The organism is Desulfotruncus arcticus DSM 17038, from assembly GCF_900113335.1.
GTDB classification, from domain to species: domain Bacteria; phylum Bacillota; class Desulfotomaculia; order Desulfotomaculales; family Desulfallaceae; genus Desulfotruncus; species Desulfotruncus arcticus.
Genome location: NZ_FOOX01000017.1, coordinates 55617 through 68388, shown reverse-complemented (window position 1 = coordinate 68388; position 12772 = coordinate 55617). Strand labels below are relative to the sequence as shown.

Below are 12772 nucleotides of genomic sequence, written 5' to 3'. Positions count from 1 at the left end.
GCTATTGCTTTTTTATACCCGTTTAAACTCGCTCTGTGGTAAAATTTATTAAAAATTATGTTTAATAAACTTTTAATTTCCCGGGTTTAGGAAGCGAGGACATATGATTAATATTCCCAACTATCGTATCGTGGAGCAACTTTATAGTAAAAGATCTGTTGTTTGCCGCGCGGTTTCCGATATTGATAACCGGCCGGTTATGCTTAAGCTTTTAAACACCAAACATGCCGCACCTGATGAAATAATGCATTTCAAACAGGAGTATGCAATTATTTATCACCTGCGGTCGAAAGATGTTGTAATAGGGTACGGGTTGGAAGAATATCAAAATTACCTGTTTATGGTCTTGGAAGATACCGGCGGTACATCCTTGGATAAAATTTTGCCTTACGAGATAATTGATTGGCCTGCTTTTATCACCCTCGCTGTTAAAACTACCGGTTTACTTGGTGATATTCACCGGTGCGGTATCGTGCACAAGGATATCAATCCATGCAATATCACATGGAACCGGAAAAACGGCCAGGTTCAAATTATTGATTTTGGCCTTTCCACAATATTAACCCCGGAAAACTCTGTCATAGTCAACCCCCAAAACCCCGAGGGAACGCTGGCCTATATAGCTCCGGAACAGACAGGCAGAATGAACCGGCCTGTGGATTTCAGGGCCGATCTGTATTCGCTGGGCGTAACTTTTTATGAAATGTTAACGGGCAGGCTGCCTTTTGTTACCGGTGATGTGCTGGAACTGGTGCATTCCCATCTGGCCAAAACACCCCTGCCACCACATATGGTAAGTTCCAATATACCTGAAGCAATTTCAAATATAATAATGAAACTATTGGCCAAGAATGTGGAAGATCGATACCAAAGCGCCGTTGGTGTAAAAGAAGATTTTCAAAGGTGTTTCGACCAGCTTCAAACATGCGGCAGAATTGAAGTTTTTGAATTAGGCAGCCAGGATATTTCCAGTAAATTTCAAATTCCATCAAAAATTTACGGTCGTGCCAAAGAAATAAAGACTATCCTGGATGGCTTTGAGCGAGTGGGCCTGGGTGCTGTGGAATTGATCCTGGTCGCCGGGTATACGGGGATAGGCAAGACTTCATTAATAAATGAAATAGTTGAACCGGTACAAAAGCATGGTTTTTTTGTTTCAGGTAAGTTTGATCAATATCAACGCAACATTCCTTACGCTTCTTTAATTCAAGCCATGCAAAAGCTTGTTCGGCAAATCCTGGGTGAAAACGAAGAACAAATTGCCTTATGGAAAGATAAAATTTTACATGCTCTGGGTCCCAACGGGCAGATCATTATCGATTTAATTCCAGAAGTAGAATTGATTACAGGCCGGCAGCCTCTCGTCCCCAAATTACCCCCCCATGAATCGCAAAACCGTTTCCAGCTTGTGTTAAAAGAGTTTTTACAAGTGTTTGCCACAGAGGCTCACCCCCTGGTCATCTTTATTGACGATTTGCAATGGTCCGATACCGCGTCAATGCAGCAAATTAATTACATAATTAATAATAATGAAATAAATTATCTGCTATTAATTATCGCCTACCGGGATAACGAGCTGGCAGATACCCACCCGTTGCTGCCATTGGTCAGAGAAATCAAAAATTCCAGGGTACCTGTTCATGAAATCAGGCTGGAACCGTTAAATCAGAGTTGCATCAGGCAGTTGCTGGGTGAAACCCTTAATTGTACGGAGCAAGCTGCTTACCCCCTGGCAGAGGCATTGTTTCAGAAATCAGCCGGCAACCCCTTTTACGCCAAACAATTGTTGCAAGATATGTTTGAAGATGGCTCTCTGTATTTTAACTGGCAGGAGCGTAGCTGGAAATGGGATATTAGCAGCCTGCAACAGCTCATGGCCCGGGATAACGTAATCGAACTGGTTATAAACAGAATACAAAAACTCCCTGAAAGAACCAGGGAGGTATTAATGTTTGCCGCCTGTGTCGGAAGAGTTTTTGAATTAAAGATTTTATCTATGATTATGAGGCAATCAATTGAGCAATTAACCGGCGATATTTGGCCGGCCGTACACATGGGAGTTATACAACCCGTTGCTGCTGTCCCGAAACACAGTAATACCGGTGGTAAGGAAATGGAGTCTTTTGTCTATACTCCGAAATCCTGTGAATTTTTGCATGACCGTGTGCACCAGGCAGTAAGTTCTCTTTTGCCAGGCCAAAAGAGAAACCGGATCCAGCATAAGATAGGAAGAATAATGCTGCAAGAAACGAAACAGGTTTTACTGGAAAAGAACATTTTCAAAATTGTTGATTACCTTAATGTTGGGCCGGAATTGATTACTGAACAGAAAGAGAGGGTTAAACTCGCTGAATATAATTTAATGGCGGCCAGAAAAGCCAAAATCTCAACCGCATTTGAAGCGGCTCTGCACTATTTGGAGGCGGGTGAAAAATTTTTACCGTCAAACGCCTGGAACGAACAGTACCATCTGACCTTTGAGCTGCACCTGGAACTCTACCAGTGTCTTTACCTGTGCGGAAAAGCGGCTGAGGGGGACCGTTTGTTTGAAACGTTACTGGCCAGGGCCAAATCCAAGACGGACAGGTCCGATGTCATGGCCATGAAAGCGCTAATTTCCGCTAATGCTTTAAAATACGCGGATATATTTAAATTTGGGCTCATGGGTCTGAAGGAACTGGGATTTAAATTACCCCAACACCCCGGCAAATATAGTATTTTAAAAGAAATTCTGTGGCTTAAACTGCGTCTGCCGGTTAAAAAGATTAAAAACTTGCCTGAATTACCCGAAATGAATGAAATTCGTGTCAAAAAAATAATGGATCAGCTAAATAACCTGGTTCCGGCCGCCAGTTTGAGCAACCCCGGATTATTTATACTCATGCTAATGAAAATGGCCGACCTTTCCCTTAAATATGGCAATACTCACCATTCCGCCCTGGCCTACGCCGGGTACGGTATCATTGCCGGCGGGATATTGCAGGACTTTAAGGCTGCGCGGGAACTGCAGCGGGTGTCACTGGAGCTGGCTGACAGGGACAACAATTACCCGGTTAAATGCAGGGTTTATTATACTGTTGCCGCATACCTCAGCCATTGGGGAGAACATTTGCAAAAAAGCCTTGATTACTCCGCCAGGGCCAAGCAATATGCCTTGGATTCCGGTGAATTTTACATGGCCGCAGGTACAATGGGACGAATGGTGCAAAATAAAATTATATTGGGAGAGCAGCTGGCAGGGATTTATAAGGAAAGCGCTTCTTATCTGAAATTTACCGACAGGTTCAAGCTTGAAAATTCGTCAAGGTTTTTTCTCCTGGTGCAAAGGTTTGTAAAGTATCTCAGGGGTGAATCTGCCCAACCTTTTTTTTCTGCTGAGAAAGATGCTTTGATACAAGAAATAATCGAGCAGCGAAATGGTATGGCTATTATGGCTTATTATATCTTTAAAATGCAATCATACTATTTTGAAGGAAAGTATATTAAAGCTTTAGAGGTGCTGCAAGAGATAGATTTAGACATCATCAATTCAATTCGGGGTATGCCCCTGGCCACAGAGTATGTATTTTGGCAGTCACTGATCATAACTGCCTCCTACGGGCAATTAAATAAGCAGCAAAAAAAGCACTATTTAAAAATAGTCAAAAAAAACCGGCGGCAGTTGAAAAAATGGGCCGGTGCCTGCCCGCAGAATTATCTGCACAAATATTACCTGGTGGCGGCTGAAACGGCGCGTATAGGCGGTGAAGAAACTACTGCCCCCATGGAACTCTACGAGCAGTCCATTGCGTCCGCAAGAGAAAACGAATATATACAAAACGAAGCCCTGGGCAATGAACTGGCGGCCAGGTTCTGGCTGGCGGCAGGCAAAGATCACATTGCCGGGCTGTATATGCACAAGGCATGTGCGGGATACCGTGCCTGGGGTGCTAAACGGATAGCGGACAAACTGGAGCAAATGTTCCCTCAATTGTTCTCAGCAACCGCTGGACTAAGCGGAGCAGGGGCAAGTCAACTGGACCTGGCTTCAATAGTAAAGGTATCACAGGTGCTTTCCGGGGAAATTGTTCTGGACCGTCTGCTGCAAAAAATGATGGAAATAATCATGGAAAACGCCGGCGCGCAAAAAGGTTATTTTATCATGGAGAGTGAAGATGGGCTCAGCATAGAAGTATCGGTCTCCGCAAACGGGGAAGACATGACCCGGGACCCGTCTTCAGGCGACGGAGGTATGGGCAAAGGGCCGCCGGTTATCCGCGCCTCCGTTCCTCTCAGGCAATGCGGGTATCTTTCCGAGGCCATCGTATATTACGTGTTCCGGACCAGGGAATTTGTAGTGCTCCATGATGCTGCCCGGGAAGGAATATTCACCCAGGATGAATATATCTGTAAATACTGTCCCAAGTCGGTAATTTGCCTGCCTGTTATTGGCAAGGGAAAGACGTCCGGCATTCTTTACCTGGAAAACAACCTGTCTACGGGCGCATTTACCCCGGACCGTGTGGAAGTGTTGAGGCTGCTGTCTTCCCAGATAGCCATTTCCATTGAAAACGCCCGGTTATACGCCAACCTGGAAAAATCCAGGGATCAGATATCCAGATGGGGTCAGACACTGGAACAAACGGTCACTGAAAGAACAAGCCAGTTGCAGCAGGCGAATCAACAACTAAAACAGGCCAAAGACGAGGCGGATGCGGCAAACCGCGCTAAAAGCGATTTCCTGGCAGTGATGAGCCATGAGATCCGCACCCCCCTGCACGGCGTTATCGGTATGACCGAACTTATGCTGCAAACGCCGCTCAATAAAGAACAGCGGGAATACATAGCTATTGTTAAAGAATCATCCGATTTGCTGATGACGATAATTGATGACATTCTTGACTTTAGAAAGATCGAAGAGGGCAAATTAAAACTGGAAGTGACTGATTTTGATCTTTCAGCCCTTGAAAAAACCATTATTGCTTCTTTAATTCCCAAAGCAAACAGCAAGGGTATTGCCCTCAAATCCCATTTCGCCCCGGAGATCCCCGCATGGTTGCGGGGCGACCCGGGGCGCCTGAGCCAGGTGCTATTAAATTTAGTGGGCAATGCCATTAAATTTACCGATCAAGGAGAAGTGACGCTTCATGCTTTTCTGGAAAAGGAGGAACCGGAGCAGGTAATGCTTCGTTATGAAGTTAGGGATACCGGTATAGGAATACCTGCCGAGGCTAAAAAATACTTGTTCCAGCCTTTTTATCAGGTTGGTCTGACGTTCACCAGAAAACTCGGAGGTACCGGTCTTGGCCTGGCCATCTGCAAGCGATTGGTGGAACTGATGCACGGCAGAATTGGTTTTGAAAGCCTGGAAGGCCGGGGCTCAACCTTTTGGTTTTCAGTTCCCTTGCAACTGGGCCATGCCGCTGTTAAACCGGCTGAAAACAATGCTCCGGTTGGATTGACTGGGGAGCTGATGAAAGGGAAAAATAAATCGGGGACTATTCTGGTGGTGGAGGACAACGCCATCAACCAGAAGTTAATTGTTTCCCAATTAAAAAAGCTTGGTCTAGTTGCTGAAATCGTTAATAACGGCAGGGAGGCGGTGCAAGCTGTTTCCTCCGCTGAATACACCCTGGTATTGATGGATTGCCAGATGCCTGTTATGGACGGCTACGAGACGGCGGGAGCTATCCGACAGCTTGAGGCTGCCGGAGGAAGACGGCGAACTCCCATTATTGCAACGACAGCGGGCGTCATGACGGGAGAGAGGGAAAAATGTTTGAGCGCCGGGATGGATGATTATTTAAGCAAACCGGTCCGGTTGGCGGATTTACAAAAAGTTCTGGCCCGCTGGCTGCCTGATTATGATATCACCCTGGCGCAAGATGAGCCGGTTCCGGATAGGACGGTAAGCAGGGTTGTGGATTCCTACCTGGCAGCGTTTGTTGCCCCGGGCAGGCACCGGGAATTTCTGGATATTATCGGCGGGGATGAGGATTTTCTCGTGGAATTAGTTGAAACATTCTTGCAGGACATGCCTGACAAACTATCCGCGCTCCGGGATGCTTTCCAACATCGGGATGCGGCGACTCTGTGCCTGCAGGCCCACGGCATGAAATCCAGCGGTTACTTGCTGGGCGCCGCCGGATTTGCGGAACTGTGCAAAAAGCTGGAAAGTCTGGCTGCAGCCGGTGAATTAGAGGCAGTAACAGAGCTGATACCAACAGTTGAAGAGGAATATCAACGGCTGGAGAAAGGTCTCAAGGCTTTTCTAGCAAACAATTAAAGTATTTTAACTGGTTGACAAAGGTGCTTTGCGGTTATTCGTAAAGCACCTTTTATGTTACCGGGAAAAATTTAGTTAAGTTTATAAAATGTTAAGTTAAGTTTATTTTCAGTTTAGATGGAGTTTAACAGGTAAATGTATAATTATTTCATTAATCATCTATGATCCTTGAGCAATTGGATAAGGAGACTGCAAACCGGGATGTTTAAGCTTGATATTATATTGATTATTAAGATTTTAATTCCGGGTGACTTTAAAAATAAGGAGGGTGCCATGGAAAACAAAAAGAAATTTATTCTGGTAGGTAATAAGAAGTGGATTTTACCCCTTTTCCTTTTCTTGATAGTTCAAGCCGCCGTTTTCTTCCACCTTTTTGAGCGATCTGAAATGGCCGTCTATGATACCTGGTTTCGTCTCAATGGCGTGCACAACCCCGGGGAAAAGGTAGTAGTGGTAGGCATAGATGAGACCTCTATCAATCGGATTGGGCCCCTTGCCTGGCCTAGGTCGGTGCATGCGAGATTACTGGAAAAACTTAGTGAAGCAAAAGTGATAGGATTTGATATGACTTTTGCCCAACCCAGTGATCCCCAGGAGGATGCCGCTTTTGCAGAGGCGATAACAAAGCATGGTGGAGTTGTGCTGGCCAATGCTTTTAACTTTGAACAGGATCCTAATGGAGAAGTGATTCAGATATGTCAGATGCCCCTGGAGCTTTTGGGGGAGGGTGTAGCGGGCATAGGATTTGTTAACACCCCTACCGACCCGGATCATGTGGTTCGGCGTATATCCATGGTGGATGTGAATACCTTTGATATGCCGATTCCCTGCCTAAGCCTGGCCATGGCTATGGTTGCTGAGGGCGTAAGCTATATGGATATCAAACTAACACCCGGTTTATTAAATGTAGGTGAAAGGAAAATCCCCGTAGATAATCTTAACCGGGCAATGCCCAAGTTTTGGGGGCCACGGGAGACCTTTAAAACAATCAGCTATGCAGATATTCTTGAAGACAAAATTTCCCCCGCCTTCTTTAAGGACAAAATTGTGCTGATCGGGGATACAACTGCCCAGGGCAAGGATGTCTACCCCACACCCTTTACCACAACCAATATGGTTAAGAGTGGTAATCCTCCCACTGCGGGAGTTGAAATTCATGCTGCCGCCATACAGAGTTTTTATGATCAAAGCTGGTATGAGCAAGTTCACCCCTTATTAAATGCTTTTTTCTTATTATTAGCAGGTTTGGTTACTTCCCTGGCCGTAACCGGCAAAGGTCCCTGGCGTGGTTTGTTAAGTACCCTTATCTTAATCATTGTTTTTGTTGGCATAGCCTTTGCCCTTTGGCATTATCGCCAATGGATTGATATTGCAGCACCGGTAACACTAATCTTTCTAACTTATGGAGCCATGACAGCCACTGATTTTGTTCAAGCGGAAATTGGACGACGGCGAACCAGAGCTATGTTTAGCCGCTATGTTTCCCCGGACGTGGTGGATGAGCTAATGCGCGAACCCGGAAGCATCACCCTGGGTGGCCGGAGGCAGGAACTAACCGTAATGTTTTGTGATATCCGTGGTTTTACAGCCTATAGTGAGAATAAAGCACCCGAAGATGTTGTTAACAGGCTAAATGATTATCTTACCGCTGTAACTCATGCCATCTTCAAGTATGGTGGTACCCTGGACAAATATATGGGTGACGGTATAATGGCGATTTTCGGTGCACCGGTATTTTATCCGGACCACATTGAAAGAGCCATTAAGGCAGCGGTAGAAATACAAGTGGTAATTGAGGGTATCAATCAGAAGTGGTCTCAAGAAAACGCGCCTCCTTTGCAAGTGGGGGTAGGTATTAACTCCGGCAGTGTGCTGGTTGGGAATGTGGGAAGCCCGGAAAGAATGGATTACACCGTAATTGGTGAAGATGTAAACTTGGCTTCAAGGGTTGAGGGGCTCACTAAACACTTTGGTACATTAGTCGTTATTAGCGAGCGTTCGGTACAGAAGCTTTCGGCTAGCAGTGAAATTAAAGCATCCTTAGCCTTTTTAGGTCAGGCGGAGGTTAAAGGTTTTAGCGAGGCAGTGGGGTGTTATACGGTAAATTATTAGGAATTTTTATTTTCAAAATGGAAAAGGATGATTTCCAATGAATTTATTTGAATGGTTGCTAATTGGTCATTTAGTGGGGGACTATTTATTTCAAACCCGCTGGATGGCAGAGAATAAAAGTAGTAATTGGCTACCCCTACTGCTACATAGCATGGTTTATACCGGAGTTGTTTTTGTCTGCTCCCTGCCTGCCGGCGGCATAACTATAGTGGGTATTGCTGTCATATTTTTCTCTCACCTAATTTTGGATAAGCGCAACCTGGTTAAGTGGTGGACAACACACATAACGCGTTCCCCGGATGTTTTTTGGTTACAACTAATGGTTGATCAAGTTTTTCATGTGCTGGTGTTGGTACTGGTCCTGGCTATTTAGAATCGAAAGAGGATAATTATAAAAGGTGGGGTTGTTGTGTCTTGTTTTAATATTAATGTTTTTCATAGATATATAACGCCTTTGGTGATAACCATACTATTATTTTCCTTAATACCTGTGGCAATGGCTAAGTCCATAGACAATCAAGTCTTTTCCGATGTACCGGACACCAATGCTAACTCATTGTTTATTAATTACTTAGCCAACAGGGGAATGATTAATGGTTTTACAGACGGAACTTTCAAGCCCAGTTCCGGGCTAACCCGCGCAGAGGCGGTTGCACTGCTTGTCCGTGTTGCTGGGCTAAAACCACAATCTTCAGCAACTTCCTTTATAGATGTTCCCGCCGATCATTGGGCAGCAGGCAGTATCAAGACAGCAGTTTCGTCGGGTTTAGTGCGTGGGTATCCCGACGGGACTTTTCGTCCTAACGAAGTATTAAACAGGGCAGAGGGTATAGCACTGATCCTACGCGTTTCCAAACAGTCAGTTTCCGGCATTGGGCTTCCAGCACTGGAAGATTTAATGCCCGGCCACTGGGCTGCGCAATCGGTTGCCATTGGTCTGGCCTCTGAAATGATAGTCTTGTCTGGTGATAAAAAGCATTTCCTTCCCGATGCACCGTTAACACGTGGAGACATGTCAAGGGCGCTGGCAGTCCTGTTAACCAGGGATGAAATACTGTACAAAACGGAATTACCATGCACCTTAAATGTTACCGGTGGCGAGGTTAGCCTGATTAGAGCATTAAATAATAAACCGGAACAAGTAAAAGAAACGGCATCAATTAATTTTGAGGATAAAATAAACACATCCCAGGGTAGCTCTGCTGAACTTATTTTTCCTGACGGAACCGGCATTCTGATAAAGGAAAATACCGAACTGACCTTAAAGGATGCCAGAGGACGTTCTTATATAGCCGCTGGTGGCAAAGCCGGTACAGCAGTGGATTGGTTGGAAGTATACTTAAAGCAGGGACAAATATTCGGCGCTCTGGCAACACCACAGCAGGCAAGTGCCGGTGCTGATAAGAACAATAACGTTGGTGTAATAAAGCCAACCAGGGTTGCTTCGCTTAATAACAGTACAATATCAGGTTTATTTGCCAATACAAAGCCTGCCCAGGTTGGGCAAAATGCACAGTGGTGGCAAACGGCTCAGAATAAAAAAGTTAAGGTAAAGGTAGACATGCCCTGGGGTGTGGCATCCATCCGGGGAACCTTCTGGGAGAACAATGTGACCAGCAACGGTAGTTCCAGAACAAGCCTGCTAACCGGTGAAGCTGAAGTAACTTCCGGTGGTCGGACAGTTTCATTGTTACAGGGCCAGCAAACATCAACACAGTCATCCCAGGCCCCGCCTGCTCCTCCGACGCCTATGAATAACCAGGCTATGCGGGCATGGGGACAGGTATCAAACTGGGCACAGCAGAGGGCAAAAGATATCGAGTCTAAACAGGAACCGGCACTATCACCTTTGCAGCAACCAGCTAGTGGTCAAATAATGCAATCATTAATTAACCAGGCACTCGGCCAGGTGTCCCAGGGTATACCGCCGCTACCGAAGGAACTTCAAACGGGAACTTCTACTGGTGGCGGAGGTAGCGGAGGTGGTGGAGGCGGCGGTAATACGGGGTCAGTAGTTATAAGCCCTATTACTGATATTAGCCTGAGTGCCGGAGGCAGTCGGATTATCAGCGTAACAAGTACACCGTCTGGTACAACCAAGAGTGCAGCATCCAGCAATGAAAATGTGGCAACTGTAGCTGTAAGTGGGGATAGCTTAACCATTACCGGCCATGAACCTGGAACCACCACTATAACCGTAACCGCCAGCAAGGCTGGATACACTAGCGGCACAAGACAATTTACGGTGACAGTAATACCACTTAATGCTTCAATTGCACCGATATCAGCGAACTTTGACAAGAATGAAGCTTACCAGGCAGATTTAGTAGTAACCATGACCTTAAATGGCAATACTCTGTCTGCTATTAAAAATGGTGTAAACACTTTGGCAGCTGGCACCGACTACACAATAGCCGGGAATATAGTAACTATCAAGAAAGAGTGTTTGGCAGCTCAGAACGTGGGGAACTTAGAACTGACCTTTGACTTCAATGCCGGTGTGGATCCCACAATGACAGTGACTGTGGTTAATACTGCTCCGCAGGGCTTAATCACTTCCGCTAACCTATGGGAATTTAAAAACGATAACGGTGAAGGTGTACCTCTCACTCGCAATAGCACGGGAGGAATATTCGAACTGCATTTCACGTTAGGAACCGACCTCGTCGCCGACGGGGTAGACAGGAATATTACAGTTTCCTTCAGCCATCTGTCATTAGGTAGTTGGGATAACGATCTGTATAGATGGGATGGCAACCAATGTACTTCCATTGATGATGTAGGCTTTAGTAAAACACCCGGCACTGATGATGCAACGAAAGATGCTGTTCTTGTTGTAACCATACCGGCTGGAACTACCCTTATGGCCGGTGATTACGAGCTGGATGTTTCTTTAGATAAAACAGCGGATGTCACCCAGGGGGCCTTTGACATTCAAATTGACGGCGAACCGGCTATTGAGTACCCATTTTATCTGTCTTCTGTGTATTATGGCCGTGTATATACACCTGACGGTGTAGAATCAGCCTTAGCTGGAAATTGCAGCACTCCTCAGGACGGGATTGTCAGTTTCGGATTACTGAACAGTGTGACAGCCTCTGGAGCAGACAAGACAATTACAATTTCTATGTCCTATATTCAATTGGATCCTGATATAAACAAATGGACTTTTGCCGATTCGGATGGAAATATTCCGCAGGGATTAACCATTACCGATATACAAACAGGGGATACAGACGGAGATAGTAATGCTGTTATCACCCTTACTCTATTAGATGGCTATTCCCTGGATACGGGGGTAGAATACATGGTATTTGGGGATAACGTTATAGCAGCAACTGCCGACGTTGAGAGGGGCTCGGTATATGTTCAAGTTGAGGGCGAACCTCTGTATCCGGATAGATTCTTGCTGGAAAGCCGGACCCTACCGGGTAGCCTGACTATCTCACCGAATTCCGGAGCAGCAGGCTCAACAGCCACGATTACTGTAACCTACACTACCGGTGATGCCGTGGATTTCATCTATTTCGACAATCCTAATGAAATAAAGGCCGTCGGCAGTGACAAAATTAGTATAGCAGGGGGGCCTGAAAAGGAAATCCAGAATGAAGAAAGCCAGGCTACTGTAGACGAATACGGTACTGTTGAAATCGAACCAAGCACTCCACTGGGAACCAACGATACCATAGTTATCACTCTGTTGAACAAAACCCTGCCCTCTGTAGGTGATTACGATTTTAATATAGATGCGTACGCAGGTGAAAAAGCTAGTACTTGGGAATCAGTGACATTTTCAGTGTATGGCCCGCCTGAGCCGCCTGAAGAGTTCACCGTAGACCCGCCTACAACAACTGATAATTTTAAAGATGATGGAAAAAACAATGTAACCATTACCTGGACGGATTCAGCCACAAACACAGTGGACCACTATGAAATCGTGGCTAAGGAAGGCAGTGAACCGGCAGAAACAGATGTTGTACCAGGACAAAATAACATTGCGCCTGGAACACAAACAGCAACATTTGAGTGGGCGGCAGGAGCTAACCTATATGTCGCAGTGGTAGCAGTAGACCAAAACGGAATGAAAACATTGTGTAGAGCTTCTCCGTCAAATGTTGAAGTATTGCTTGAAATTGGTTAATTCCAGGTCAGACCGGAACAAAATTCCGGCTGGCCTTTTTATTATGCGATTTATTCGTGAAGTTCCTTATATATCCACAGCATTGGATTGTTTCTCCTCGGCCATAAAAAACCTCTTCTAAAAAAGGATAATAGACCAAATTCCAGTTTGTTCACTGATTATTTAATAAAAAAATTTAGTTTAAGTTTATTCAAATGTTAAGTTAAGTTTATTTTGGTTTATAAAGATTTTATCAAGTACAAGTACAATTATTA

General features: G+C 45.3%; 4 protein-coding genes. All 4 read left to right on the top strand.

Going from position 1 to position 12772, the window contains the following annotated elements:
* Positions 1–103: 103 nt before the first annotated feature.
* Complete coding sequence (locus tag BM056_RS19430) at positions 104–6265, top strand: hybrid sensor histidine kinase/response regulator (protein WP_092473558.1); 6162 nt, start codon at positions 104–106, stop codon at positions 6263–6265.
* A gap of 273 nt (positions 6266–6538) precedes the next feature.
* Complete coding sequence (locus BM056_RS19425) at positions 6539–8377, top strand: CHASE2 domain-containing protein (protein ID WP_092473680.1); 1839 nt, start codon at positions 6539–6541, stop codon at positions 8375–8377.
* 37 nt (positions 8378–8414) lie between these two features.
* A complete protein-coding gene (locus tag BM056_RS19420; protein WP_092473556.1) occupies positions 8415–8750 on the top strand; it encodes a DUF3307 domain-containing protein in 336 nt (111 codons plus the stop codon).
* A gap of 123 nt (positions 8751–8873) precedes the next feature.
* Positions 8874–12518, top strand: a complete 3645-nt coding sequence (locus BM056_RS19415) for a X2-like carbohydrate binding domain-containing protein (RefSeq protein WP_131820797.1) — start codon at positions 8874–8876, stop codon at positions 12516–12518.
* Positions 12519–12772: the final 254 nt, after the last annotated feature.

Excerpts from the sequence above, each read along its gene's own strand:
- BM056_RS19420 (WP_092473556.1), top strand. The coding sequence starts at position 8,415 with ATGAATTTATTTGAATGGTTGCTAATTGGTCATTTAGTGGGGGACTAT.
- BM056_RS19430 (WP_092473558.1), top strand. The coding sequence starts at position 104 with ATGATTAATATTCCCAACTATCGTATCGTGGAGCAACTTTATAGTAAA.
- BM056_RS19425 (WP_092473680.1), top strand. The coding sequence starts at position 6,539 with ATGGAAAACAAAAAGAAATTTATTCTGGTAGGTAATAAGAAGTGGATT.
- BM056_RS19415 (WP_131820797.1), top strand. The coding sequence starts at position 8,874 with ATGGCTAAGTCCATAGACAATCAAGTCTTTTCCGATGTACCGGACACC.